The organism is Streptosporangium sp. G12 (genome assembly GCF_052983175.1).
This window is the reverse complement of record NZ_JBRIQO010000008.1, coordinates 298,517-323,721: the sequence shown is the minus strand read 5'-3', so window position 1 is coordinate 323,721 and position 25,205 is coordinate 298,517. Positions and strand designations below refer to the sequence as shown.

The window sequence follows — 25,205 nt, the reverse complement described above, 5'->3', positions numbered from 1 at the left end:
GGACCCATCTCCATCGAGTGGGAGGACGCCGGCATGGACCGCCTCGACGGCGCCCCCGACGCGCTGGCCGTCATCCGTAAGCTCAACGCCATCACCCCGCCCACCACCGCCTTCGACGCCGCCTTCTCCTCGGACTGAACCCTCAGATCCTCGGAGCGAACCCCAGGCCGAAACCCCGGCGGGTTTCAGCCGGACCTCCCGGCTGAAACCCGCGCGGAAACCCGGCCTGGACCCCGAACCGACCCCCTCAGGGCGAACCTCCCGGGCCGAAAGTCCCGGCCCGGGATTCCTGACTGAGCTCGCTGACAGAATTTTTTTACGTTGAGCTGCTCTGACGGAAAAATATAGCCCTGAGACATATATCCGTAATATCCGCACAACGTACGATTCCTTGCACAAGCGGGTCGGGCCTCCCGGCTCGACCCGCCGCGGGGTCGTCTCCTCCGTTTTAACGACCACGTATGCCCGCCGTGACATCCCCTCCGACCGGATGGCCGAAATGGTGATGTCATCGGCGCCGTCCGGCCTCGGCCGGGCGGATGAAAACCGTCATCCCCCAGGAGTCGACTCACCACAGGAGGCCAGATGCGTACGGGAGTGTGGCTGGTAGGAGCACGAGGGTCCGTCGCCGTCACGAGTGTGATCGGGGCGCTCGCGGTGCGCGCCGGTCTCGCCCAGCCGACGGGCTGTGTCACGGAACTCCCCGAGTTCGGCGGCGCCGGGCTGCCAGGTCTGGGCGACCTGGTGTTCGGCGGGCACGACATCGTGCCGACCCCGCTGGAGAAGAAGGCGGCCGCGCTGGCCGGAGCCGGGATCGTACCGGCCCGGCTGGTCGAGGCCCTGCGCGACGAGCTCGCCCGCGTCGAGGAGAACCTGAGGCAGGTGCCGCTCGCCGAGAACCAGGCCGCGACCGCGCAGCTGATCAGCGCCGACATCACCGAGTTCCGGCTGCGTCACGGCCTGGAACGGGTCGTCGTCATCAACGTCTCGACCACCGAGCCGGCACCCGAGCCCCATCCGGCCCACGCCGACCTGGAGCTGCTGGAGGCCGAGCTGGCGGTCTCCCGGGACCTGCTGCCGCCCAGCGCCCTGACGGCGTACGCCGCCTTCCGCGCGGGCTGCCCCTACGTGGACTTCACCCCGTCGACGGGCGCCAGGCTGCCCGCCCTGGACCGGCTCGCCGGCCTGCTGGGGCTGCCGTACGGAGGCCACGACGGCAAGACCGGCGAGACGCTCGTCAAGTCGGTGCTCGCCCCGATGTTCGCCCAGCGCAACCTGCGGGTCCGCACCTGGTCGGGGATGAACCTCCTCGGCGGGGGAGACGGCGCCAACCTCGCCGACCCCGCCGCCAACGCCGCCAAGGCCGCCAGCAAGCAGCGGGTGCTGGGCGAGACGCTCGGCTACACCCCGCAGGGCGAGACCCGCATCGAGTATGTGGAGGACATAGGCGACTTCAAGACCGCCTGGGACCTTGTCACCTTCGAGGGGTTCCTGGGTACGCCCATGCGCATGGAGTTCACCTGGCACGGCTGCGACTCCGCCCTCGCCGCGCCCCTGGTCCTGGACCTGGCGAGGCTCACGGCGGCGGCGCACCGCTCCGGCCGCACCGGTCCGCTGAGCGAGCTGGCCTTCTTCTTCAAGGACCCGCTCGGGGTGGTGCCGCACGCGCTGGCCGACCAGTGGCGGGTGCTCCGGGAGTTCGCCGGCACCCTCGGCGGAGAGGAGCCGGTCTGATGCCGTCGCTGCGCGACCTCGTGGAGCTCGTGCGCGCCCCCGCCGCCCTGTCCGTACCCGGTGACGTCGTCGCCGGGGCCGCCGCCGGGCAGGTGCTCGGCGGCAGGACCCTCGGCCTGGCCTGCTCCTCGGTCTGCCTGTACTGGGCGGGGATGGCCGCCAACGACTGGGCCGACCGCCACCTGGACGCGGTGGAACGCCCGGAGCGGCCGATCCCGTCCGGCCGCGTGTCGCCCGGCGCCGCGCTCGGGATCGCCGCCGGGCTCACCGTCGCCGGTCTCGCGGCGGCCGGGCTCTCCGGCGGCCGCCGGGCCCTCGCGGTCGCCGTCCCGCTCGCCGCCGCCGTCTGGTCGTACGACCTGGTGGCCAAGAACACCGCGGCGGGTCCCCTGGCGATGGCGCTGTGCCGGGGGCTCGACGTGCTGCTGGGCGCCACCCCGGGGCGGAGCGTCGCGGAGGCGCTGCCCTCGGCGTTCACCGTCGCCGCCCACACCTACCTGCTCACCGCGCTGTCGCGAGCCGAGGTGTCCGGCTCCGACCGGAGCCTCCCGGTGGCGACCCTGGCCGGTACCGTCGCGCTCGCCGTGGCCACCGCCCTGGGACGCGGCGACGCGCCGTCGCGGCCGCAGACCGCGCGCGCGGCGCAGGTGGTGCGGGCCGTGCAGGCGGGCCTCACCGGCTGGTACGCCGCCAGGTTCGGCCTGTCCCAGGCCCAGGCGGTCGCCGAGCCGTCGGCCTCCCGGCTGCGGGCCGCCGTCGGCACCGGCATCGTCGCGCTGCCCGCCCTGCAGGGCGCGCTCGTCGCCCGCAGCGGCGCCATCCGCGAGGGCATCGCGGTCGCGGCGGCCGTCCCGCTCGGGCGGGCCCTCGCGAGGAAGGTGTCCCCCACGTGAGCTCCGGCAGCACCGGCACCAGCACCGGAACCGACGTGGGCGCCGGGCCGAGGTTCGGCTACGGCACCAACGGGTTCGCCAACCACCGGCTCGCCGACGCGCTCCGGGTCATCGCCGACCTCGGCTACCAGGGGGTCGCCCTCACGCTCGACCACGACCACCTGGACCCGTACGAGGAAGGGCTGGCGGGCAGGGTCGCGGCCACGGCCGACCTGCTGCGCGACCTCGGGCTCGGCGTGGTCGTCGAGACCGGGGCCCGCTACCTGCTGGACCCGTGGCACAAGCACGCCCCCACGCTGCTGCACGACGAGCGCGAGACGCGCCTGGACTTCCTGAACCGGGCGGTCGCCATAGGCGCCGACCTGGGAGCCGAGGCGGTGTCGTTCTGGGCGGGAGTGCGCCCGGAGACGGTCGACGAGGCCACGGCCTGGGCCAGGCTCGTCGACGGCTGCGCCCGGCTCGCCGAGACGGCCGGCGCCGCCGGCGTGCCACTGGGCTTCGAACCCGAGCCCGGCATGCTCGTCGAGACGATCGCCGGATGGCGCAAGCTCCACGCCGAGCTCGGCGAGCCGCCGGGGTTCGGCATCACGCTGGACATCGGCCACTGCCGCTGCCTCGAACCCGACCCGGTCCCCGACTGCGTCAGGGCCGTCGCCGAACACCTGGTCAACGTGCAGATCGACGACATGCGCCGCGGCGTGCACGAGCACCTGGAGTTCGGCGAGGGAGAGATCGACTTCCCTCCCGTGCTGCGCGCCCTGACCGGCTGCGGCTACCGGGGCCTCGTCGCGGTCGAGCTGCCCCGCCACTCGCACGCCGCGCCGCAGGTGGCCGCCCGATCCCTGGACTTCCTGCGTGCGGCCGCCGCAGAAGGGACGAACGCATGACCCCACGACCGAACATCCAGACGGACGGCCTGCTGAAGGCGCTCGACCAGGAGTGGCTCGCCGGCGCGCGTGAAAGCGTCGCCGCCAAGCCCGAGAGCGTCACGCGGCACTTCGCCTCCGCGGGACGGCGCGCCGGACGGGCACCGCTGCCGGACGCACCCGGCTGGACCGCCGACGAGGCGGCGAGGGCCGTCCTGCTCGCCGCGCTCCCGCCGGACGCGGTGGCCGGGCAGGTCGCCGACCTCTACCGGTACGGCGACGCCGACGAGAAGCGCGCCGTGCTCAAGGCCCTGCCGCTGCTGCCCCTCGGCGCGGAGGCGGTATCGCTCCTGCACGACGCGATCCGCACCAACGACACCCGCCTGGTGGCCGCCGCCCTCGGCCCCTACGCCCGCCACCTCGACCAGACCATGTGGCGGCAGGCGGTGCTCAAGTGCGTGTTCATGGGCGTGCCGCTCGCCGCCGTGGACCGGCTGGAGGAGCGGGCCGACGCCGAACTGGCCGGGATGCTGGCCGCGTTCGCCGAGGAGCGAACCGCGGCCGGGCGCCACACCCCCGACGACGCGACCGCACTGCTCGGCCGCCTGACCAGCGAGAAATCCGACCGTCCGACCAGCGAGAAGGAGGCCTGATGCGGATCTTCGACCCGCACATCCACATGACGTCGCGCACCACCGACGACTACGCGAGGATGGCCGCCGCCGGGGTGCTCGCCGTCGTGGAACCCGCCTTCTGGCTGGGCCAGCCGCGCACCAACCCCGGCTCGTTCACCGACTACTTCGACTCGCTGATCGGCTGGGAGCCGTACCGCGCGGGGCAGTTCGGCATCCTGCACCACGCCACCATCGCGCTGAACCCCAAGGAGGCCGGGGACCCGCGCTGCCGGCCCGTGCTCGACCTGCTCCCGCGCTACCTGGAGAAGGACCGCGTCGTCGCGGTCGGCGAGATCGGCTACGACTCGATGACCCCCGCCGAGGACGACGCCTTCGAACGGCAGCTCGCGATGGCCGTCGACCACGAGCTGCCCGCGCTCGTGCACACCCCGCACCGCGACAAGGCCAGGGGCACCCAGCGCACCCTCGACGTCGTCGCCTCGTCCGGAATCGCGCCCGGACGGGTCGCCGTCGACCACCTCAACGAGGTCACCGCGGGCATCGTGCACGACTCGGGCTGCTGGATGGGCTTCTCCATCTACCCCGAGACCAAGATGTCGCCGCCCCGCATGGTGGAGATCCTGCGCGAGCACGGCCTGGAGCGGGTGCTGGTCAACTCCGCCGCCGACTGGGGCGTGTCCGACCCGCTGCTCACCCTGGAGACCGGCAGGGCGATGCTGGAGGCCGGGTTCAGCGAGGACGACGTCGACCGGGTGCTCTGGCGCAACCCCGTGGAGTTCTACGGCCAGTCGGGACGCCTGGACCTGTCCGAGGTCGCCGGGGCGCGGGAGGCCACGTTCGAGGGCAGTTCCATCAAGCGCGGAGGGTCTTGATGCGGCTGCGTCACCCCGGCGGACGGACGTTGCACCTCAGCTACTGCACCAACGTGCACCCGGCCGAGGACCTCGACGGCATCGTCGAGCAGCTCGACACGTACGCGGTGCCGATCCGCGCCCGCCTCGGCGCCGAGACGCTCGGGCTCGGGCTCTGGCTGGCCGCGCCCGTCGCCGCCGCGCTCGCCGCCGACCCCGCGCTGCTGGCCGGGTTCCGCCGCGAGCTGGACGCGCGGGAGCTGGAGGTCGTGACGCTCAACGGCTTCCCCTACCGCTCGTTCCAGGACCCGGTGGTCAAGCACGCGGTCTACCACCCCGACTGGACCACTTCCGAACGGCTCACCTACACCCTCGACCTGGCGAACATCCTGGCCGCCCTCCTGCCGGACGACGCCGCCAGGGGGTCGATCTCCACGCTCCCGCTCGCCTGGCGCGACCCCTGGGACGAGGACATGTCCCGCCTCGCCATGCGCGGGCTCGAGAAGCTCGCCGCCGGGCTCGCCGCCGTCGAGTCCGCCACCGGCCGCGTCATCCGGGTGGCGTTCGAACCCGAGCCCGGCTGCGTGGTGGAGACCACCGGGCAGGCCGTGCGCGCCCTGTCCGGCGTCGACACCGACCGGCTCGGCATCTGCCTGGACCTCGCCCACCTGGCGTGCGCCTGGGAGCGGCCCGCCGACGCGCTGCGCCGGTACGCCGAGGCGGGCCTGCCCGTCGTCAAGGTGCAGGTCTCCGCGGCCCTGGAGAGCGACGACCCGGAGACCCTGCGCGAGTACGTCGAGCCGCGCTTCCTGCACCAGACCCGCAACGCGGCCGGCGACGACGCCGACGACCTCGACGAGGCGTTCGAGCGGAAACTGCCAGGACCGTGGCGGGTTCATTACCACGTACCGCTGCACGTCGCACCGCAGGCGCCGCTCGGCACCACCGTGCCGGTGCTCCGCGAGGCCCTCGCGGAGCTGGTCGGCGGCCCCGAGCCGCTCTGCGACCACTTCGACGTGGAGACCTACACCTGGGGCGTGCTGCCACCCGCGCTGCGCCCGCAGACCCCCGAGCAGCTCGCCGCGGGCATCGCCGACGAGCTGGACTTCGCCCGCGCCGAGATGCGCGACCTTGGAGTGAAAGCATGACATCGTTGCTGGTCCTCGACGTGGTGGGGCTCACCCCGAGACTGCTGGCGCACATGCCGAGGCTGCGCGCCGTCGCCGACGGCGGCTTCCAGGCCGAGCTCGGCACCGTGCTGCCCGCCGTCACCTGCTCGGCCCAGTCGACCTTCCTCACCGGCGTCGCGCCCACCGAGCACGGCGTCGTCGGCAACGGCTGGTACTTCCGCGAGCTCGGCGAGGTCTTCCTGTGGCGCCAGCACAACGCGCTGGTCGGCGGGGACAAGCTGTGGCACGCCGCCCGGCGCGAGCGGCCCGGTTTCACCGTGGCCAACGTGTGCTGGTGGTACGCGATGGGCGCCGACGTCGACTGGACGGTCACCCCCCGGCCCATCTACCGCGCCGACGGGCGCAAGGACCCCGACTGCTACACCTACCCGCCGGAGCTGCACGACGAGCTCACCGGCAAGCTGGGCGCCTTCCCGCTGTTCACCTACTGGGGCCCGGGCGCGGGAATCGCCTCGTCCACCTGGATCTGCCGCGCCACCGAGCAGATCATGAAGGACCACGACCCGGATCTCACCCTGGCGTACGTGCCGCATCTGGACTACGACCTGCAGAGGTTCGGCCCGTCCGACCCGCGCTCGGCCGCCGCCGCCTCCGAGCTCGACACCGTGCTGGCCCCCCTGCTGGACGCCGCCGCCGCGCGCGGGACCACCGTGGTGGCCCTGTCGGAGTACGGGATCACCGACGTCTCCCGCCCGGTCGACATCAACCGGCTGCTGCGGACCGAGGGACTGCTGGAGGTCTACACCCAGGACGGCATGGAGTATCTCGACCCCTGGACCTCCCGCGCGTTCGCCGTCGCCGACCACCAGGTGGCCCACGTCTACGTCGCCGACCCCGCCGACATCCCGGCCGTCGCCAAGCTCTGCGCGGGCCTGCCCGGGGTGGCCGAGGTGCTCGACGAGGAGGGCAAGGCCAGGAACGGGCTGGCGCACTCCCGGGCGGGGGAGCTGGTCCTCGTCGCCGAGCCGGACGCCTGGTTCACCTACTACTACTGGCTCGACGACGCCAGGCGTCCCGACTTCGCCAACCTGGTCGAGATCCACCGCAAGCCCGGCTACGACCCCGCCGAGCTGTTCTTCGACCCCGCCGCCCCCGGCGCCGCCAAGCGCAGGGCCGCCGTGGCGCTGCTGCGCAAGAAGACCGGCATGCGCTACACGATGAACGTCGTCGGCCTCGACGCGGGCGCCCGCGCCATCCGGGGCTCGCACGGCCGCCTTCCCGACGACCCCCTCGACGGCCCGGTGCTGCTCTGCTCCGACCCGTCCGTGGCCAGCGACCGGATCGCCGCCACCGAGGTGAAGGACCTGCTGCTCCAGCTGTCCCTGCGCTGAGCGGCTCCTCAACGGCGCCGCCCGCCTGTGCCTTTCACCCCCCGGGCGGGCGGCGCTCTCCACCTTCTCCTCGCACGCCTTCCGGACGGGGTCGCGTGTTCTCCCGCACGGGGTCGGCCGCGTCCGGACCCCCGGGAGGGAGAACACCCCCGACGGCGCGCGGCCGCGCATCCCGGTCGCCGGCCTTCTCGTGCCGAGGGCGCCGTCCTAGACGAGCAAGTCCGAAGTCCGGTCAGTGGTCGTAGGCGATCAGTGACCGGGTGACGGGCTGGCCGGTGGCGCGGTAGTGCCGGATCGCGGCGGTCAACGCCAGGATCCGCTGGGCGGCACGGACCGCGACGCCGCTCGGGCTGCGCCCGCCGTGCAGTTCCAGGTCGAGCCGGCCCTTGAGGGTGTCGTTGACCGACTCGATCAGCTGGCGGATCGGTTCGAGGAACTGCTCGCCGGGCCGGGGAGCGAGGTTGCGGTAGGAGGGCCGCAGCAGTCGCACACCTCGCAGGGCACGAGCGGCCGCATTCGACGGGGGTGGAGTCGACGACCCAGATCGGGTCGGCCCACAGGTCGCTGTCGTGGGCCAGCGCGCAGATGGTGCGCTGGAGCAGGGGCAGTGCGCTGCGCAGGCGCTTGTCGTAGCCGGACTGGCCGGGCAGACAGGGGAAGGCGCCGGGCAGATGGCGAGGCAGGAACCGCAGCCGGCGGGTCTCGGAGCGGATGCCGGGCAGGGCCTGGGCGATGGCCACGGTGAGTGGTTCGGCGTCGGTCAGGCGCGGTGGGCGGCCCAGGCGAACGTGCTGACCCGTCTGGGTGAGCCAGTCATCGATCCTGACATACAGTGCGGTCAGAAGGGTGTCGAGGTCGTTGGTCACACATCGATCCTCGACACCCTTCGTCGCTTCTGCTCTGGCGTCGGGGGCAGGTTCGTCTGTCGTGAGGCGCAGCCCGGGTGGGCGACATTCGCCCCACTGCCGACGCGCTCCACGGGTGGGCTCATCAGCCGGTACGTCCCGCCTTACCCGTTCTCAGTTTTAGGACTTACTCGTCTAGACCGGCCGGTAGCGGTCGCCTCATCGCGCGCCCCCGTAGACCCGGGCGGCGGTGCCGCCGAGCACCGCGGCGCGCTCGGCGGGGTGCCAGCCCGCGAGCAGCCGTTCGACGCGGGCGCGTTCGCCCGCGTAGTCGTCGCGCAGCAGCAGAACCGGCCAGTCGGAGCCCCACAGGAGCCGGTCGGCTCCGAGCGCGGCCCGAGCGGCGGCGAGCAGTGTCACGGCCCTTCCCTCGTCGTCACCGAGCCCTGAGACCTTGGCGACCGCGCGCGGGGCCCGGGCGAGCTCATCGAGCGCGGTGCGCCAGGACCGTGGGTCGGCATCCGGCTCGTGCGCGTTCGCCAGGTGGTCGATCACGACGGCCAGCCCCGGATGGCGGGCGGCGAGCGCGGCGGCCTCGGGCAGCTGCGCGGCCGAGATGAGCAGCTCGAGCAACAGCTCCTCCCTCTCCAGGGCGATGAGCCCCGCCACCGTCGCCGGGTCGGTCCACCAGCCGGCCGGGGCGGCGGTGAGCGACTGCCGCACCCCGCGCAGCAGGGTGCCGCCGGGCGCGGCGCGCAGGGCGGCGAGCCGTTCCGCCGCGTCCGGGCGGGCGAGCTCCACCCAGGCGACCACGCCCAGGACCCGCGGGTCGTGGGCGGCGCCCGCCAGCAGCCGCTCGGATCCCGCGTCGCTCTCCTCGGCGGCGACCAGCACCACGCGGGCGACGCCCGTCGTCGCGAGCTCGGGGGCGAGGTCGTCGAGCGTGAATATCCGGCGGATCGCCCCCGACGCCGGCTCGGCGAGCCAGCCGGTGCCGAGCAGCTCCGCGCCCCAGACGTGGACGTGGGCGTCGACGACGCTCACCGGGCTCAGACGAGCGGCCGGCGGCCGGCGTCGCGCCACGCCTCGTACTCGGCGCGGCTGTCGAGGCTGAGCGGGTAGTAGTCGGACAGCCGCGCGCCCTGCTCGAGCCGCATCCGGCTGAACTCCTCCCAGTTCTCGTGGTCCTCGGCCGACCGCACGAGCTCGAGCGCCTTGCCCGAGGGCACGATCACCGCGCCGTCGTCGTCGGCGACCACGACATCGCCCGGCAGGCAGAGCACGCCGCCGGCGGCGACCGGCACGTCGTAGGCCCAGGGGAACAGGTCGGTCTGCGAGGCGTAGTGCGGCGTCGTGCCGGTGCACCAGATCGGCACCCCGAGCTCGCGCACGCGCGCGGCGTCGCGGATGCACCCGTCGACGACGATGCCGGCACCGCCGCGACGCTTGAAGTAGCGCACGAGCATGTCGCCGAAACAGCCGGTGAACGAACTCCCGTAGGCCTGCACGACGAGCACGTCGCCCTCCTGCACGGTCTCGAGAACGGCCCAGAGGGCGGTGTCGCGCTCGACGTACTCCTGGCTCAGGCCGCTCGCGACGTCCTCGCGCTGCGGCATGAACTGCAGCGTCAGCGCCGAGCCGACCACGCGACTGCCGCGCTCGAGCGGGACGGGGCCCTGGACGGCGGTGCGGGTGATCCCCATGCCGTTGAGCTTGGCGCACGCCGTGGCGGCGCTCACCGCCTCCATCCGACGGAGGATGTCGGGGTCGGCCCGGTCGAAGGCCCCGCCGCGTACCGGCAGAGGCCAGACGGTCGACGGCGACTCGCGGGTGGTGTTCATGCGTTCTTCTCCTGAGCGGTGCGGACGAAGTCCTGGTGGGAGGCGCGGTGGACGCGCCGGGTGGTCTCGAGGTCGAGGGCGATCCGCGTGCGCGCGGGCAGGAGCACCTCGATCCGTGAGGCACCGACCGCGACGCGGTGGCGCGTGGTCGGAACGGGCGGGATGTCGTACCGGCGGTCGTCGCCCGGGTAGCCGGGCTCGGCGGTGTCGTGACCGGCGGTGACGATCTCGTCCTCACCGAAGGCGCCGGCCTGCACGACGACGAGCTGATCCTCGTCGCCGGTGTTGACGAGCTCGAGCGCGACGTGGTGCTCCTCGACCGCGCTGACGAGCGCCGCGACGCCGGGCGGCAGGCCGGGGCGTTCGCGCGTCCCGTCGCCGATCACGACACGGGCGAGCGCGAGGCCGCCGTAGTAGATGGCCGGTGGCGCGCCCGTCACGAGCTGGCTCAGCACCTCCGTCACGACGGGGTTGAGCCGTTGCCAGAAGTGGATGTCCCCGTCCTCCGGTTCGTCCGGTGCCTGTGCGATCAGGGACATCCGCCGGAGGGTCTGGGCGAGGGCCAGCTCGAGCGCGCGTTCCGGGTAGTCCGGATTGCGTCCGGCGAGGTAGCCGATCCACGGCGCCTCGTGGCCCTGCTCCTCCTTGTCGTGGAACCAGCGCACCGCCTCCCAGTCGGAGTCGGAGGCGGCCCGCAGCCGCTCGAGGCGCGGATCGTGCGCGACGTCGCCCTGCGCCCACGCGAGCCAGAGCACGGGCGCGAGCGGCACCGGGTGCCGGTCGAACCAGCCCTCCGGGCCGTGCCGGTAGGGCACGAGCAGCTCGCGGGTGCTCTCGTCGGCGCCGAGCCGCTCGGCCCAGCCGGGGCCGAGGCTGCCGCGGGTCGCGATGCGGTCGGCGACCACGCCCTCCGCCATCACGGCGTCGAGGGTGGCGCCGACGAGGCCGATCCGGTCGAGCGTGCCGGTGAGCACCACGGTGTTGAGCGCGGCGACCGTGGCGGTGGGCGCGATCGAGTGCAGGCCGTGAGGCCAGGTCCAGCCGTAGTGGCCGCCGTACCAGGCGCCGCCGTGCAGTTCGCCGACGACCCCGCCGGGACCGACGTTGTCGGGCAGCATGCCGCCGTTCGCGGCCGCGCGCTCGCGCCAGGCGTCGACGTACTCGAGCACCCAGTCGGCGAAGCGCCGGTCGTGGTCGTAGAGCCAGGCGTTGACCGCGAGGGTTGTCGCGGCGAGGTTGACGGCGGTGTCGCCGCGCCCCATCCGCTCCTGCATCGCCCGGCCCATCGCACGGGCCGCGGCCGGGTCGGCCAGATCGTCCCAGCCGCGGATGCCGGGGACGTCGAGCAGGGGGAGGCCGTAGATCTCCATGCCGGCCTGGTCGGCGCGGTATTCCTCCCAGTCCTCGCCGACGCCCCAGCGCGGACCACCGGAGCCGGTGTGCGGGGCGACGATCGTGCGGGTGACCGGGTCGTAGTTGCCGGCGCCGGGCAGGTAGAGCTCGGCGAAGCGACGCGCGCGTGCGCGGAACACGGCGTCGGAGGGATCCGCGGCGCAGATGGAGAGGAAGAACGGCAGCGACTCGCCCTGGTGGAACCAGTCGTAGCCGAGCTCGTACTCCTCCCGCACGAATCCGAACTCGGTGAGTTGCCGGGTCACGCCCTCCCAGTGATGCTTGGCCGCGTCGAGAACGTCGGCGGATCCGCCGAGGCGATACAGCACGGGCCAGTTGAAGAACGGCTCGTAGAAGTCGTCGACACCGTCGCGACCGTACATCCGTCCCCGGTAGCGCAGCCGGCCGTCAGGCTCGCAGAAGCGTCGCTCGAACTCGCGCCAGGCACGGTCGAGGCGGGCGAGCAGCTCGCGCTCGAGGACCGCCCAGCGGGGCAGCTCACGGACGGGGACGGTGGCGGAGATCCTGATCATCCTTTGACCGCTCCCGAGGTGAGACCGCCGATGATGCGTCTTTGCAGGAGGACGTAGAACACGATCACGGGCGCGACCGCGAGCAGCATGTTCGAGTAGACGATCGTGAAGTCGGTCGAGTACTTGCTGATCGCCGCGAACACGCCGGTGGTCACCGTGTAGATGCCGGACCCGGGTCCCAGGATGATCCGCGGATTCACGAAGTCCGACCAGACGCCCACCGAGTTGAGCACGACGGCGGTCGCGACGGCCGGGCGCATGAGCGGGAAGATGATGCGCCAGAACGTGCCCATCCGGCTCGCGCCGTCGATGCGAGCCGCCTCGTCGAGCTCGCGCGGGATGCTTTTGACGAACGCGGTGAAGAGGAACACCGTCGTGGGGATCGTCAGCGCCGTCTGGAACAGGACGAGACCGGGAACGGTGCCCATGAGGCCGATGGTCCTCAGCACGTAGATCACGGGGATGACGATCGCCTGGCTCGGGATGAACAGGCCCGCCAGCAGCACGAGCAGCACCAGCCGGTGGCCGCGCCGGACCCCGCGGGCGATCGCGTAGGCGGCCGGCCCGGTGACGAGGATCGAGAGCACGTTGACCGACGCGACGAGCAGCGCGGTCGTGCCGTAGGCGCCGATCACGTTGAAGTCGGCGGAGGTCGCGGCCGCCACGATGTTGTCGATCGTGAACCCGTCGGAGGGCACGTCGAACGGCGAACTGACGATGTCGTCCTGGCTCTTGAACGCGTTGGTCACGAGCAGATAGAGCGGGACGACCATCACGGCGGCGAGAACGACGAGCACGACGCCCCGGAGCAACCGGATGACGATCACGCGGACACCGCCTGTTCACTCTGGCGGCGGAGCTGGGTGACGACGACCGTCACCGCGATGATCGCGACCATGAGCACGACCGATTGGGCCGCGCCGTAGCCGAGCTGTGAACGGCTGAAGGAGGTCGTGAGGATGTTGAACACGGTCGTCTGGGTGGTTCCGGCAGGCCCGCCCGCGGTGAGCGCGAGCACGAGCTCGTAGACCCGCAGCAGGCCGATGGCGGAGAGCACGACGTTGAGCGTGACGGTCGGCGCGAGCACGGGGAGCTTGACCTGCCAGAAGGTCTGCCAGGGGCCGGCCCCGTCGATGCGGGCCGCCTCCAGAAGCGAGACGTTGAGAGTCTGAAGGCCCGCGAGGTAGAGCACGACGTTGACCCCGAAAGTCGCCCATATGATCACCGCGACGGTCGTGAAAGTGGCCCATACGGGGTCGGCGAGGAAGGGGAGGCGTTCGAGACCGAGGTTGGTGAGCAGCGCGTTGACCGCGCCGTTGCTGCCGAGGATCGACGCCCAGAGGAAACCGAGGATGACCGGCCCGATCACATACGGTGAGAAGACCAGCACACGCATGACAGTGTTGACGCGGGTGTGGCGGTTGAGGAGCAGGGCGACGCCGACGCCCAGCGTGTTGCAGGCGATCGTGCCCACGACGGCGATCACCGCGGTGAAGGCGGCGGCCCGCAGCACCTCGGGGTCCTGCACGAGCCTCTCGTAGTTGCGGGTTCCGACCCATGACGGCGGGATGGTGAAGCCGTCCCAGTTCGTGAGGCTGAGGTAGATGGCGATCGCGATCGGGATGAGGACGAACAACGCGACCAGCGCGAGCGCCGGCGCGATCATGACGGTGTCGGTGAGCAGTTCGAGGCGGGCGTCCCGGCGACGGCGGGTGGCCGGAGCCGCCCCGCCGGCTCCGGCCCGGGTGTCATTGCCCGGCATTCAGATCCCACCAGGAGTCCAGGGCGGCCGCCGCGTCCGCCGGAGTGGTCTTGACGTAGAGGGCCTGGACCTGCTTGTTGAGCTCGTCGCCGAAACCGCCGGGAATCCTGGGGCCGGACGTGCCGAGTACGAGGCAGGGAGCGGCGTCGAGGATCGCCGCGACCGCCTGGTTGAGCGGGCTGCCCTTGTAGGAGATCCCCTGGCGGAAGTTGCCCTCGGAGGCGAGTGACGCGGTGACGGCCGTCTTGTCGCTGACCAGGTACTCGACCAGGCTCAGCGCGAGGTCCCGGTTCTTGGAGGCCTGCAGGATCGAGTACGGCTGCGCGGGTCCGCTCATCTGCCCGGCCGGGCTGCCGTCGAGTGACGGCGCCGCGAAGACTCCCACGTCGAACGAGGTGGCGGCCTCGTCGATCGAGGGCACGATCCAGTTGCCGATCACGTAGGTCGCGGCCTTGCCGGAGGTGAATCCGTCGATCGAGTCCTGGTACTTGAGGCCGAGCGCGTCGGGATCGACGAGGCCGTCGGCGATCCAGCCCGCATAGGCGTCGAGGTACTTCTCGTACGCGCTTTTCGCGAAGGTGGCGGAGCCGGCGTTGCGCTTGGCGTAGAAATCATCGGACGCGAGGAGCTGCGGGTTCGCCAGCATCGCGAACTGCGCTCCGGTGACCCACTCGCCCGCCGTCTGCAGCGGAAGGTAGCCGGCCGCCTTGAGCGCCTTGAGGTCCTTGGTGAACTCGTCGAGGCTGGTCGGCGGCGCGTCGATGCCGGCGGCGGCGAAGGCTTTCTTGTTGTAGAAGACGAGCGACTGGATCTGCGCGCCGGTGGCGACCTGCCAGATCTTGCCGTCGACCTGGTTCTGCTCGGCGAGCGGGGTGTCGAGCACCCACGGCTCCTTCGGGAAGGCGAGCAACTGCGGTGCCACCACGGGGTCGAGGTTGCTGGCGACGATGTCGGGCACGTCACCCGAGGCGAGCTCCTGCTGGAGGGTCGCCTGCACGTCCTCCCCGCTCGGCACCTCGATGGTGACGGTCACCCCCTTGTGCTTGGCGACCCAGGGCTGGACGAGGTCCTCGTAGTACTTCTTCGTCAGGACCGGTGTGATGTTGGCGAGGATGCGGAGCTCACCCCCGCCCTCCTCGGCGCTGTCGGTCGCGCATCCCGTCAGCAATCCCGCGATCATTGCCGAGCCGATGAGGATCGCGGCGGCGCCGCGTGTGCTGTGTCGCATGAATCTTCCTTGATCTGTAATCGCCTATCGATAGGCAATGGGCGCACAGTAATCGGTCGCGCGTTCGGCGGCAACCTTAGGACGGGTTCGATGCGTCGAGATTTCCGGACGCGTGCGCGGCGAAGGCGCTCGCGGCGACCTCCGGATCGCCGCTCATGAGCGCGTCGATGAGATCGGCGTGCCAGTGGACGACCCGTGCCCGGTCGCCGAGGTAGGAGGGGTCGCCGATCGCGCGCTGGCTGATGAGCATGGGCTCGAGGGTGTCCCAGAGTCTGGCGAGCACCGAGACGCCCGCGGCGGCGATCACGCCGCGGTGGAACTCGACATCGAGTGTGCGGAAGGCCGCCCAATCCCCGGCGGCGACGGCTTCCTGCATTCGCGAGACGATCGCGCGCAGCCGGGTGAGGATGGCGGCGTCCGCGGTCGTGACCACGAGGCGGGCACCTGCCGCCTCGAGCGCGGCGCGCATCTGTCGGGCGATCGCGAACTCCTCGGGGGAGATCTCGGTCACGTAGCTTCCGTGGCGGGGCACCGAGACCACGAGCCCCGCGTGCACCAGCCGCTTCACCGCCTCGCGCACGGGCGCCTGGCTGATGCTGAGCTGCCGGGCGATCTCGGATTCCACGACGCGGGATCCGGGCGCGCGCGAGCCGTCGAGGATCGAGGTGAGGATCAGGTCGTACACCTGGTCCGAAAGCAGTCCCCGGTTGATTCCGGTGTCGGTCATGGTGCCTTCCGTTGCGCTCTGATGTTCTGTCCAGGCTAGCGATAGTCGATAGAGGGCGTCGCCGTTGTCGCGGTGATCGAGACCGAAGCCGTCTCGGCCCGGTTGCCGGCTCCCCATTGACTCGCTGGATGTCCCTCACTACTTTTCGATTATCGATTAGTGATTGGACCAACGATGGCCCGTCGGATCATCGCGGCACGCGCCGCCGCACTCGCCACGATCGCCGTCGCCGCATTGCTCGGCGGCACCCTCGCAGGCGCGCCTCCAGCCGCGGCCACGGGAGGCGCCACCTACCACGTGAGCACCTCCGGCTCCGACTCCAACCCGGGCACCTCGAGCTCCCCGTTCCGGAACCTCCAGCGATGCGCCGCTGTCATGACCGCCGGCGATACGTGCGAGATCGCATCCGGGACATATCGAGAGACCGTCACGCCGTCCGCCAACGGCACGGCGACGAACCGCATCACCTACACCGCCGCGCCGGGCGCGGCGGTCATCGTCGACGGCAGCGATCCGGTGGCCGGCTGGTCGCAGGTCACCGGGGCGCAGCTGACCGCGCTCAAGGCGAACGATCCCACCCTCGACGGGTCGGAGTTCGCCGCGGCGGTCGGAGCCGGTCGGATCCATCGTGCCGCCGTCACCGTCAACGGCGACCTCTCCGGACAGCAGGTGTTCGTCGACGGTGCGATGCAGCCCGAGGCGGCGTGGCCGCACCCGGGCAACAACCCGGCCGAGCCGGTGCTCGCCTCCGCGCAGTCCGGCACCCAGACCTCGCTCTCCGACCCGGCGCTCACCCAGCCGGCCGGCTGGTGGGTCGGCGCCCGCCTCACGTCGCACAACTGGTTCGTCAGCGAGACCGGCACCGTGACCGGCTCGGCGGTCGGTTCGGTGACCGCGAGCAGCCTGCCGGCATGCGTGGGTCTCAGTCCCAACCGGAAGAACCTCTACTCGCTGAGCGGCAAGCTCGCCCTGCTCGGCAAGGCGGGCGAGTGGCACCACCGCTCGGCCGACGGCCACCTCTACCTCTGGACCCCGGACGGGGCCGCCCCCTCGAGTCACACCGTCGAGCTCAAGAAGCGCGACCTCGCCTTCGACCTCTCCGGTCGCTCGTACACGACCGTGCTCGGGATCGGCATCAAGGGCGCCACCGTCCGGACCTCATCGTCAACCCACCACGTGGTGCTCGACGGGATCACCGCTCGCCACGTCTCGGCTTACAGCGACCTCACCATCGACCCGAACAAGGTCACGCCCAGCGACCCCTGCGACGTTCTCACCGCCGGCGAGACCACGAGCGGCATCCAGCTGCGTGGCACGGCCAACGTGCTGCGCAACAGCACAATCGACTGGAGCGCCGGCAACGGCGTGATGGTGGCGGGCACCGGCAACACGGTGACCAACAACCGCATCACGAACGCCAACTACATGGGCAGCTACGCGGCGAGTGTCAATGTGCTCGGCAGTGACCACCTCATCAGTCACAACACGGCATGGGGCAGCGGGCGCAGCAACCTCAACATCGACAACAAGGTCTCCGGCACCACCGCGTCGGGCCATCTGATCCGGTACAACGATTTCGGCGACTACGGCAAGCTCGTCAACGACGTCGGCGCGATCTACGTGTGCTGCCGGGTGAACATGGCGAACACGATCATCGACCACAACCTGCTGCACGACGCGGCCCCGGGCGTGGCCGAGGACGGGCCGGCGCCCGGCGTATACCTCGACCTCGAGACCCACAACGCCACGGTCGCCGACAACGTCGCCTGGAACCGCACCACCTACGGCGTCGTGCTGATCAACCCGAACGGGGGCACGACCTCGGGTAACAAGATCTACGGCAACACGAGCGGCACCGACCCCAAGGCGGTCAGCCTGTTCGGCGGCACCTACTCCACCTCCGAGGTGAAGAACAACATCGGCACGGTCGACACCGCGACAGGGGTCACGGTGACCGGCAACCTGCCGAACTCGACCAACCCGCAGTTCACGAACGCCGCCGGGCTCGACTTCACGGTCGGCTCCGGCTCCCCGGCCCGCAACGCCGGTGCGGTGCTGCCGCCCTGGACGGACAACTCGACCGACGCGACCCCCACGATCGGCGCCTACCAGTACGGTGCGACGAAGTGGGTCGGCGGGGCGCGCTCCGTCGGCGCGGCCATCCAGGCGGAGTCAGCCGTATCCGGCTCCGGCACGAACACCCGCTCCGGCGGGACCGGCACGGTCGTCGGCAGTTTCGACGGCGGCGACCGGCTGCGCTACGCGAACGTCGCCTTCGGCAACGGGCGCACCATGTTCGCGGCGACCCTCGCGACCGAGACGCAGTACGCCAACCAGCGCTTCGAGATCCGCATCGACTCGGCCACCGGCCCCGTCATCGGCACCGCGACGGTCTCGGCGACCGGCGGCTTCGACCGCTTCGTGCCCCAGTACACGCCGATCGTCCCGACCAGCGGCACCCATGACGTGTACCTCATCGCCCTCGGCACCGGGCCGGGTGTCGGCGACATCGACACGATCGCCTTCACGCGCACCACGGCGAAGCTGGAGGCGGAGCAAGCGGACGCCGGTTCCGGCACGAGCGTGATCGCGGGCGGGACCGGGACGTCCGTCGGGAGCTTCGACGGCGGTGACAGCCTGTCCTTCCGTTCGGTCGACTTCGGAATGGGACGCACATCGTTCTCCGCCTCGCTGGGTGTCGATCCCGCCTACGCGGGCCAGACCTTCGAGGTCCGGATCGACAGCGCGACCGGTCCGGCGATTGGTACGGTCACGACGACCTCGACCGGTGGATGGACGCGGTTCGCGACCCAGAGCATCGCCATCGCGAGCAGTAGCGGTGTGCACGATGTGTTCCTGGTCGCGACCGGCGGTGCGGGCGTCGCCAACATCGACTGGGTGGCGTTGGAGTAGCTCCGGCCGCCGGGCACGTTCGTCGCCACTCGCCGCGATCGGAGAATCCGACCTGTCCAGGTGGAGCATCCGGATGAGCGGTCACACAGCCCCGGCCCTCCCGGTCCCCGCGCCACTCGATGATCCGCTCTTGCGTTGAGGGACTACCCGAGCGTGGTCATCGATCCCACGGCTGACATCGTGGAAGCGGGGGTGGGAGCCCCCGCGGGCAGCGGCTGCTCGGTCCAGATGCACTTGCCCTCGGCGGTGTAGCGCGTGCCCCAGCGCTGCGACAGGGCCGCGACCAACTGGAGTCCGCGTCCCCCCTCGTCGGTCTCGGACGCGCGGCGGATGCGGGGAGTGGTGAGGCTTCTGTCGTGGACCTCGCAGATGAGCGACCGGCTCCGCAGCAGGCGGAGCACGATCGGCCCCTTTGCGTGGCGGACCACGTTCCCGATCAGCTCGCTGGCCAGGAGTTCGGTGGTCATCGTCAGGTCGTCCAGGCCCCAGGTCGACAGCTGCTCGCGGACGTGCTGCCGTGCCACGCCGGCGGCTCTGGGGTCCTCGGGCAGGCACCACGAGCTCATGTCGCGGCGGTCGAACGATTTGACGCGCGTGATGAGCAGGGCGGCGTCGTCGGCGGTCTGCAGGTCGGCGGGGAGCAGGGCGCCGGTGACGGAGTCGCACAGGAGTTCCAGCTCCGCGTCACAGGTGTAGCAGGTGATCCGCCTCAAGGAGGTCGTGAGGCTCTCGGCGAGCTGGGCCATGCCGCTGTCCAGGTCACAGGTGGGGGACTCGACCAGGCCATCGGTGTACAGCACGAGGAGGGCGTCGTCGGGCAGTCGTACGTCGAGGGTCTCGAAGGGGGGTTCGGCGGCGCCGAGCGGCGGGTTGGCCGGGATGTCCGGGAAGAAGGTGGTGCCGTCCGGGCGGACGATGGCGGGGGACGGGTGCCCGGCGCCGGCGAGGGTGCAGATGCGGGTGCTGGGATCGTAGAGGGCGTACAGGCAGGTGGCGTACGAGTCGTCCCCCAGGTTGCTGACGAGCTCGTTGAGGTTGTAGAGGATCTCCTCGGGCGGAAGCTCGAGGGCGGCGAGGGTGTGCACGGCGGTGCGCAGGCGTCCCATGGTCACGGCCTCGGGCATGCCGTGGCCCATCACGTCGCCGATGACGAGCGCCACCCTGTCGGAGGACAGGGGGATGATGTCGTACCAGTCGCCGCCGACCTCCATCTCCTTCCCGGCGGGCATGTAGCGGGCCGCGGCGGTGACGGCGGGCAGAGAGGGAAGCTCGTGGGGAAGCAGCTCACGCTGTAGTTCCTGGGCGTGGGCGTGCTCCGCCTCGTACAGCCTGGCACGTTCCAGGGCATGGGCCATCAGGCTGCCGACCGCGTTGAGCAGGGTGGACTCATCTTCGGTGAAACGGCGCGGCTGGCTGAAGCCCAGGACGCAGCAACCGACCCGGTGGTCGGGGGCGAGCAGGGGAAGGAAGGCCCATGCCCGCTTCCCGCTCACGGCGAGGAGATCGGCCATGCCCGGGAACACGCGGAGATACTCCTCCGGCGAGCAGATGAAGACCGGGGCACGGCTTTCGAGCGCCTGGACGATGGGAGGGATGGTCGCCGGGTCTTTCGACTGCACCGAGTCGATGCACGCCTGGGAGTATCCCACCGAGCCGATGGATCGAAGGCGATTGTTCTCGATCCCGTAGATGATCAGACCGGTCGCGACGAACAGCGACGACAGCCGGTCGGCGGTGACGTTCGTGACGTCGCGCAGGGTCAGTGCCGAGGCGAGCGCGCTGGTCAGCTCGCCGATGCGGGCGGCGCGTTCCGCCGCCGCGCGCGCGTCGGCGGCCTGCTCGGCCTCTTGTGCCCGCTTCTCGGTGACATCGCTGATGAACATCGTCATGCCCTCGGGCACCGGAACCAGCCGCACGTGGTAGCAGCGGTTGTTGGCGGGCCACCGGACGTCGAACTCGGCCGGCAGTCCCTCGTCGGTGGCCTGCCGGAAGCGGCTCTCCAGATCGGGTGTCGTGACCGTGGGCAGCTCCCACAGGACGCGCCCGAGCGGCTTCTGCCCGGAGCCGATGAGCCGTTCGGCTTCCAGGTTGAGGAAGGTGATCTTTCCGTCGTCGTTCATGGCGATGAAGCCGTCGCTCATGTGCCAGAGGGCCCGGCCGACACGGTCGAGGGCGAAACGGGCTTCCGTGGTGTCCCACAACGTGCCGATCATGTAGGCCGGCTCACCGCTCTCGTCGAGCAGCAATCGGCTCCGCACCTGCACCCAGCGGATCTTCCCGTCGGCGTGGCAGATGCGGTGCTCGGCGCTGAACATGCTCTTGGAGCGGATGGCCTCGTCCAGCGCGGCCAGCACCCATGGCAGGTCCTCGGGGTGAACCATCTTGGTCCAGGTCTCGATCTGCCCGTCGAAGGTGTCCGGGTGGACGCCGAAGATCTCGCAGAGCGCGTCGCTCCAGGTGAGGTCGCCCGTGCGGATGTCCCAGTCCCACGTGCCGACCATGACCGTGTTGAGCGCCTGCTGGAGCTGGGCGCCCGAGAGCGTGGGGCTCACACCGCGGGCGGCGGCGGACGGTGGCGGGGAGACCCCGCGCAGGCGGTTCGCCGCCCAGCGGGCTGCCATCCGGAGGAACGCCTGTTGGTCCGGTGAAGGCTCGCCGGGGGCGGCGGTCAGGACGGAGAGCGTGCCGAGCGTGCCGTCGGGGCCGGGCAGCGGGACGGCCGCCATTCCGGCGACGCCTGGAGAGGTCCGGGACTGTGGCTCGGAGCCGGGAGCCGGATACGCGGCCGGCTTCGGAGAGGACCACGCGAAAACGCCGCCGCGGGCCGCGCGGGCGGGTGCGCCGGGTTCGTCCCGCTTGACGTTCTCCCACGCCTGGGTGAAGGTCCGGGGCAGGCCGGTGGTGACCACCAGGCGGAGCGCGTGGTCGCCGGAGGGGTCGCTCAGGTGCGCCATGCCGCCCAGCCCGCCGAGCTCGGCGACCGCATGGTGGAGCGCGACCCGCAGCGCCTCGGTCGCCGTCAGGCCGTCGTCCATGCTCTCAAGCGCCCGCAGCTTTTCCACTGCCGAACGCTTCGAGAGTCCCTGTATGTCCAGGGTGTGTTTGTCCACATGCATGTTTGATGATCGCCCAGGTGGGCTGGCAGGAGATCTAGCGAACCCGGAACGTACTAATCGTATGTGGGCAAATGTCGCATTTGTGGCAAATTTTGGCCAGTGAACTGCCGGGAGGCCGCCCGGGGTTGTACGTGGAGTCCGGCTTCGGCGAGATCGGGACTTTGCCGAAGCTCCACCGGAGGCTCGACGGGAGCATGCCACCACTCGGGGTGGGGATCGGCGCCGGCGCGGGTGTGGGCGGAGCGGCGTCGAGGGCCTTCGGGGCCGAGGTGCGGGCACTCCTGCCTCGTATCATCTGACCGATTTGTCACTTCATTTACACTGCGATGAAAGGAAATATGTCGATTTCGATCTCTTATTCTCATGGTGAGTGATCGACGTTTCAGAAATGAACGGGAGCGCCATGGGCGACTTCACATAACGTGGATCGCGATCCTGGGCGGAGGCTCGGCAGGCGAGCACCAAGGAAGGGGATCGATGACCGATCGATATGGTAGGGATCACAGATGAGGGACTCCGAACCTGTCAAGAATCCTGCCATCGGGATCGACCCGACGATCCCGCATCCCGCTCGTATCTAGGATTACCCCCTGGGGGGTAAGGACAACTTCGTCTCCGACCGCGCCGCCGCCGAGCAGTTCATCAAGGTCTCGCCCGGGACGCGCGAGGGTGTTCGGGCGCACCGCGCCTTTCTCGGCCGAGGAGTGAGATACCTGGCCGAGGACGCTGGAATCGAGCAGTTCCTCGACATCGGTACCGGCATTCCCACTCAGGGCAATACTCATGAGATCGCGCAGGAGATCAATCCGCGCGCCCGTGTGGCCTATGTGGACAACGACCCGATCGTGCTCGCTCACGGCCGTGCTCTGCTCACGAGCACCGAAACGGGCGCCACCACTGTGATCGAAGCCGACCTCCGGAAACCGGACGCGATCCCCTCGAACCCGGAAGTCAGGAAGGTGCTCGACTTCTCGCAGCCAATCGCCGTCATCCTGGACACCCTCAAGGGCCGGCTCGACCTGGAACTGCACGGCGGGCGCAGCCCGAGCGGCGTCGCGGTCCGTGCCGCCCAGCGGATCCTGGCGTTGACCGCCGCGATCCGGCACAACCGCGCACCCGTCCGGCCCGGGTGCGGGCGGACAAGGCCTGCTCCTCCCAGGCCATCCGTTCTCACCTGCGCCGGCGCGGTATCCGCGCCACGATTCCCGAACCGGCCGACCGGGTTCAAAGCCGGCTACGACGCGGCAGCCGCGGTGGCCGCGGTGGCCGGCCTCCGGCCTTCGACCGGATCGACCACCGCGATCGCAACACCGTGGAGCGCGGCGTCAACCGGCTCAAGCGCCACCGCGCCCTCGCCACCAGATACGACAAGCTCGCCGTCCGTTACCAGGCCACCATCCATATCGCCGCCATCGACGACTGGCTCACCTGCCTTTGAAACAGGCTCTAGGCGGCGGTCGCCTGCTCCGGCAGGCGGGCGCCTAGCAGGGCCAGGCAGTTGACCCACATGGTGTCGAGGCCCTGGGTGTCGTTGTACAGCTTCGCGAAGAGCACCTGGCCCTCGATCTGCGCGACCACGGCACGAGCGGCCGCGGCGCTGTCGGCCACGGTGACCTCGCCTCGCGCGCGCGCCTCCTCGACGACGGACCGCACCATGTCGACCTGGGCGTCGAAGATCTCCTGCAGGCGGACGCGGATCGGCTCGGTCCGGTTGCTCAGCTCCAGCGTGAGGTTGCCGAACATGCAGCCGGAGACGGTGCCGCACGACTCCTTCCCGGCGCTCTGCTCGGCCGCGGTCGCCTCGAACAGCCGGCGCAGCCGCTCCAGGGGGGCGCCGTCGCCGTCGAGGATCACCTTCCAGCTGTCGCGCTCCTCGGTCCACTCCTCGTCGATGACGGCCCGGACCAGGGCTTCCTTGGACTCGAAGAAGTAGTAGAAGCTGCCTTTCGGGACGCCGGCGGCCTTGCAGATCTCCGCGACCCCGAGCGCGGAGTACCCGTTCAGCTCGATCAGCCGCTGCGCGGCGGTGAGGATCTTTTCCCTGGCGTCACTGGTCCGTCCCATATGACAAGTGTACGACCGGTCGTCTATGTTTTCCACTAGACCGGTCGTCTATAAACGGAGGGTAATCATGAGTCATCCGATGCCTGTGATCCTGGAGCGATGGAAGGCCGCGTTCGACGGCCACCGGCCGGACGCGATGGCCGAGCTGTTCACCGACGACGCGCTGTTCCTGGGCTTCCTCCCGGAACCGGCGTCCGGCAGGGAGGCCGTACGCGCCTACTACGCGGCCGTCCCGCCCGGCCGCACGGCCGAGGTGAGGATCCTGCACACCTACACGCTCGGGGAGGTGGTGGCGGGCGGTTTCGCCGCCGTCTCGTTCCGTGCCGACGGCGAGGACGAGGTGCCGGTGAACCTCTCCCTGGTCCTGGTGCGCGAGGGTGACACCTGGCGCATCCGGCACTACCACGTCTCGCGCGTCCTCGAGCAGTAGCCGGCGCGTCCGCGGGGGCCCGGTTCCGGGGCCGGGCGTCCGCCTCCCAGGTTTTGACGAATACTAGACCGGTCGTCTACATTGAAGTAGTAGACCAGTCGGCTAGTAAGGAGTCATCAGATGAACACGCAGGAACAGAAGGTCGCGATCATCACGGGGGCCTCCCAGGGCATCGGCGCGGGTCTGGTCGCGGGGTACCGCCGGCTGGGTTACGCCGTCGTCGCGACGTCGCGCTTCATCGCGCAGCCCGACGACCCGGAGATCCTCGCCGTCCGGGGCGACATCGCCGACCCCGAGACCGCCGAGAAGGTCGTCGACGCCGCGATCGGGAAGTTCGGCCGCCTCGACACCGTGGTCAACAACGCCGGGATCTTCATCGCCAAGCCGTTCACCGACTACACCGACGACGACCTCGCGATCTACCTCGGCGTGAACCTGACCGCGTTCTTCCAGGTCACCCGGCGGGCCGTCCCGCACCTGCTGGCCCACGGCGGCGGCCACATCGTCAGCATCACCACCAGCCTGGTCGACCACGCCAACTCCAACGTGCCGTCGGTGCTCGCCTCGCTCACCAAGGGCGGCCTGCAGTCGGCCACGAAGTCGCTCGCGGTCGAGTACGCCGGCCGCGGCCTGCGGGTCAACGCGGTGTCGCCGGGCGTCATCCGGACCCCGATGCACGCGCCGGAGACGCACGAGGCCCTGGCCACCCTGCACCCGGTCGGCCGCCTGGGTGAGATCTCCGACATCGTCGACGCCGTGGTCTACCTGGAGAACGCGCCGTTCGTGACGGGCGAGATCCTGCACGTCGACGGTGGCCAGAGCGCCGGTCACTGACCTTTTCCGGCGAGCCCCCG

At 70.8% G+C, this 25,205-nt stretch carries 20 protein-coding genes and 3 pseudogenes; 13 read left to right on the top strand and 10 right to left on the bottom strand.

The window, feature by feature from the left end; genetic code table 11:
* From ACVCAG_RS15190 to ACVCAG_RS15155, 8 genes and pseudogenes are all read left to right on the top strand, one after another.
* A pseudogene (locus ACVCAG_RS15190) lies at positions 1-138 on the top strand (sugar phosphate isomerase/epimerase); the annotation flags it as partial.
* Positions 139-585: 447 nt separating this feature from the next.
* A complete protein-coding gene (locus ACVCAG_RS15185; protein ID WP_440083725.1) occupies positions 586-1,734 on the top strand; it encodes an inositol-3-phosphate synthase in 1,149 nt (382 codons plus the stop codon).
* Entirely contained in the window at positions 1,734-2,627 is an 894-nt protein-coding gene (locus ACVCAG_RS15180; RefSeq protein WP_440083724.1) for an SCO3242 family prenyltransferase, read from the top strand. Before ACVCAG_RS15185 ends, ACVCAG_RS15180 begins: the two co-directional genes overlap by 1 nt.
* Positions 2,624-3,514: a sugar phosphate isomerase/epimerase family protein gene (locus tag ACVCAG_RS15175; protein WP_447189951.1), complete on the top strand. Its 891-nt coding sequence runs from the start codon at positions 2,624-2,626 to the stop codon at positions 3,512-3,514. Before ACVCAG_RS15180 ends, ACVCAG_RS15175 begins: the two co-directional genes overlap by 4 nt.
* On the top strand, positions 3,511-4,146 hold the full coding sequence (locus tag ACVCAG_RS15170; protein ID WP_440083722.1) for an EboA domain-containing protein: 636 nt from the start codon (positions 3,511-3,513) through the stop codon (positions 4,144-4,146). The genes ACVCAG_RS15175 and ACVCAG_RS15170 overlap by 4 nt, the downstream gene beginning before the upstream one ends.
* Positions 4,146-5,000: a TatD family hydrolase gene (locus ACVCAG_RS15165; RefSeq protein ID WP_440070222.1), complete on the top strand. Its 855-nt coding sequence runs from the start codon at positions 4,146-4,148 to the stop codon at positions 4,998-5,000. Before ACVCAG_RS15170 ends, ACVCAG_RS15165 begins: the two co-directional genes overlap by 1 nt.
* Positions 5,000-6,127, top strand: coding sequence for a metabolite traffic protein EboE (eboE, locus tag ACVCAG_RS15160; RefSeq protein WP_447189950.1), 1,128 nt, complete (start codon positions 5,000-5,002; stop codon positions 6,125-6,127). Before ACVCAG_RS15165 ends, eboE begins: the two co-directional genes overlap by 1 nt.
* Positions 6,124-7,500 (top strand): alkaline phosphatase family protein, encoded by a 1,377-nt coding sequence (locus ACVCAG_RS15155; protein ID WP_440083720.1) that lies wholly within the window; start codon positions 6,124-6,126, stop codon positions 7,498-7,500. The genes eboE and ACVCAG_RS15155 overlap by 4 nt, the downstream gene beginning before the upstream one ends.
* A gap of 232 nt (positions 7,501-7,732) precedes the next feature.
* Here the strand turns inward: ACVCAG_RS15155 and ACVCAG_RS15150 are convergent.
* The 8 genes and pseudogenes from ACVCAG_RS15150 to ACVCAG_RS15115 form a co-directional block, all read right to left on the bottom strand.
* A pseudogene (locus ACVCAG_RS15150) lies at positions 7,733-8,366 on the bottom strand (IS982 family transposase).
* Positions 8,367-8,564: 198 nt separating this feature from the next.
* Positions 8,565-9,389, bottom strand: a complete 825-nt coding sequence (locus tag ACVCAG_RS15145; RefSeq protein ID WP_362693935.1) for an amidohydrolase family protein — start codon at positions 9,387-9,389, stop codon at positions 8,565-8,567.
* 5 nt (positions 9,390-9,394) lie between these two features.
* Positions 9,395-10,186, bottom strand: coding sequence for an RraA family protein (locus tag ACVCAG_RS15140; RefSeq protein ID WP_440083719.1), 792 nt, complete (start codon positions 10,184-10,186; stop codon positions 9,395-9,397).
* Positions 10,183-12,111 (bottom strand): hypothetical protein, encoded by a 1,929-nt coding sequence (locus tag ACVCAG_RS15135; protein WP_447189949.1) that lies wholly within the window; start codon positions 12,109-12,111, stop codon positions 10,183-10,185. Before ACVCAG_RS15135 ends, ACVCAG_RS15140 begins: the two co-directional genes overlap by 4 nt.
* Positions 12,108-12,938: an ABC transporter permease subunit gene (locus ACVCAG_RS15130; RefSeq protein ID WP_440083717.1), complete on the bottom strand. Its 831-nt coding sequence runs from the start codon at positions 12,936-12,938 to the stop codon at positions 12,108-12,110. The genes ACVCAG_RS15135 and ACVCAG_RS15130 overlap by 4 nt, the downstream gene beginning before the upstream one ends.
* Positions 12,935-13,873 (bottom strand): carbohydrate ABC transporter permease, encoded by a 939-nt coding sequence (locus ACVCAG_RS15125; RefSeq protein WP_362693947.1) that lies wholly within the window; start codon positions 13,871-13,873, stop codon positions 12,935-12,937. Before ACVCAG_RS15125 ends, ACVCAG_RS15130 begins: the two co-directional genes overlap by 4 nt.
* Positions 13,860-15,101: an ABC transporter substrate-binding protein gene (locus tag ACVCAG_RS15120; RefSeq protein ID WP_447189948.1), complete on the bottom strand. Its 1,242-nt coding sequence runs from the start codon at positions 15,099-15,101 to the stop codon at positions 13,860-13,862. Before ACVCAG_RS15120 ends, ACVCAG_RS15125 begins: the two co-directional genes overlap by 14 nt.
* Before the next feature lie 76 nt (positions 15,102-15,177).
* Positions 15,178-15,828, bottom strand: a complete 651-nt coding sequence (locus tag ACVCAG_RS15115) for a GntR family transcriptional regulator (RefSeq protein ID WP_362693954.1) — start codon at positions 15,826-15,828, stop codon at positions 15,178-15,180.
* Between the two features lie 174 nt (positions 15,829-16,002).
* Between ACVCAG_RS15115 and ACVCAG_RS15110 the strand changes: the two genes are divergently transcribed.
* On the top strand, positions 16,003-18,741 hold the full coding sequence (locus ACVCAG_RS15110; protein WP_440083715.1) for a carbohydrate-binding protein: 2,739 nt from the start codon (positions 16,003-16,005) through the stop codon (positions 18,739-18,741).
* 143 nt (positions 18,742-18,884) lie between these two features.
* Here ACVCAG_RS15110 and ACVCAG_RS15105 read toward each other — a convergent pair whose 3' ends face one another.
* Entirely contained in the window at positions 18,885-21,803 is a 2,919-nt protein-coding gene (locus ACVCAG_RS15105; protein ID WP_447189947.1) for a SpoIIE family protein phosphatase, read from the bottom strand.
* A gap of 644 nt (positions 21,804-22,447) precedes the next feature.
* Here ACVCAG_RS15105 and ACVCAG_RS15100 point away from each other — a divergent pair.
* Together ACVCAG_RS15100 and ACVCAG_RS15095 are read left to right on the top strand one after the other, a co-directional pair.
* Positions 22,448-22,801, top strand: a pseudogene (locus ACVCAG_RS15100) (SAM-dependent methyltransferase); the annotation flags it as partial.
* Positions 22,802-22,986: 185 nt separating this feature from the next.
* Positions 22,987-23,295 carry a transposase gene (locus ACVCAG_RS15095; protein ID WP_447189946.1) on the top strand — a complete coding sequence of 103 codons (309 nt, stop codon included), beginning with the start codon at positions 22,987-22,989 and terminating at the stop codon, positions 23,293-23,295.
* Positions 23,296-23,303: 8 nt separating this feature from the next.
* Here ACVCAG_RS15095 and ACVCAG_RS15090 read toward each other — a convergent pair whose 3' ends face one another.
* Positions 23,304-23,921, bottom strand: a complete 618-nt coding sequence (locus tag ACVCAG_RS15090) for a TetR family transcriptional regulator (RefSeq protein WP_440083712.1) — start codon at positions 23,919-23,921, stop codon at positions 23,304-23,306.
* A 67-nt stretch (positions 23,922-23,988) separates the two neighbouring features.
* Between ACVCAG_RS15090 and ACVCAG_RS15085 the strand changes: the two genes are divergently transcribed.
* Together ACVCAG_RS15085 and ACVCAG_RS15080 are read left to right on the top strand one after the other, a co-directional pair.
* Positions 23,989-24,351 (top strand): YybH family protein, encoded by a 363-nt coding sequence (locus tag ACVCAG_RS15085; RefSeq protein WP_440083711.1) that lies wholly within the window; start codon positions 23,989-23,991, stop codon positions 24,349-24,351.
* A 120-nt stretch (positions 24,352-24,471) separates the two neighbouring features.
* Positions 24,472-25,185, top strand: coding sequence for an SDR family oxidoreductase (locus tag ACVCAG_RS15080; protein WP_440083710.1), 714 nt, complete (start codon positions 24,472-24,474; stop codon positions 25,183-25,185).
* Positions 25,186-25,205: the final 20 nt, after the last annotated feature.

Coding starts and splice junctions, on each gene's coding strand:
- ACVCAG_RS15185 (WP_440083725.1), top strand. CDS start 586: ATGCGTACGGGAGTGTGGCTGGTAGGAGCACGAGGGTCCGTCGCCGTC.
- ACVCAG_RS15180 (WP_440083724.1), top strand. CDS start 1,734: ATGCCGTCGCTGCGCGACCTCGTGGAGCTCGTGCGCGCCCCCGCCGCC.
- ACVCAG_RS15170 (WP_440083722.1), top strand. CDS start 3,511: ATGACCCCACGACCGAACATCCAGACGGACGGCCTGCTGAAGGCGCTC.
- ACVCAG_RS15165 (WP_440070222.1), top strand. CDS start 4,146: ATGCGGATCTTCGACCCGCACATCCACATGACGTCGCGCACCACCGAC.
- eboE (WP_447189950.1), top strand. CDS start 5,000: ATGCGGCTGCGTCACCCCGGCGGACGGACGTTGCACCTCAGCTACTGC.
- ACVCAG_RS15155 (WP_440083720.1), top strand. CDS start 6,124: ATGACATCGTTGCTGGTCCTCGACGTGGTGGGGCTCACCCCGAGACTG.
- ACVCAG_RS15140 (WP_440083719.1), bottom strand. CDS start 10,186: ATGAACACCACCCGCGAGTCGCCGTCGACCGTCTGGCCTCTGCCGGTA.
- ACVCAG_RS15135 (WP_447189949.1), bottom strand. CDS start 12,111: ATGATCAGGATCTCCGCCACCGTCCCCGTCCGTGAGCTGCCCCGCTGG.
- ACVCAG_RS15125 (WP_362693947.1), bottom strand. CDS start 13,873: ATGCCGGGCAATGACACCCGGGCCGGAGCCGGCGGGGCGGCTCCGGCC.
- ACVCAG_RS15120 (WP_447189948.1), bottom strand. CDS start 15,101: ATGCGACACAGCACACGCGGCGCCGCCGCGATCCTCATCGGCTCGGCA.
- ACVCAG_RS15115 (WP_362693954.1), bottom strand. CDS start 15,828: ATGACCGACACCGGAATCAACCGGGGACTGCTTTCGGACCAGGTGTAC.
- ACVCAG_RS15110 (WP_440083715.1), top strand. CDS start 16,003: ATGGCCCGTCGGATCATCGCGGCACGCGCCGCCGCACTCGCCACGATC.
- ACVCAG_RS15090 (WP_440083712.1), bottom strand. CDS start 23,921: ATGGGACGGACCAGTGACGCCAGGGAAAAGATCCTCACCGCCGCGCAG.
- ACVCAG_RS15085 (WP_440083711.1), top strand. CDS start 23,989: ATGAGTCATCCGATGCCTGTGATCCTGGAGCGATGGAAGGCCGCGTTC.
- ACVCAG_RS15080 (WP_440083710.1), top strand. CDS start 24,472: ATGAACACGCAGGAACAGAAGGTCGCGATCATCACGGGGGCCTCCCAG.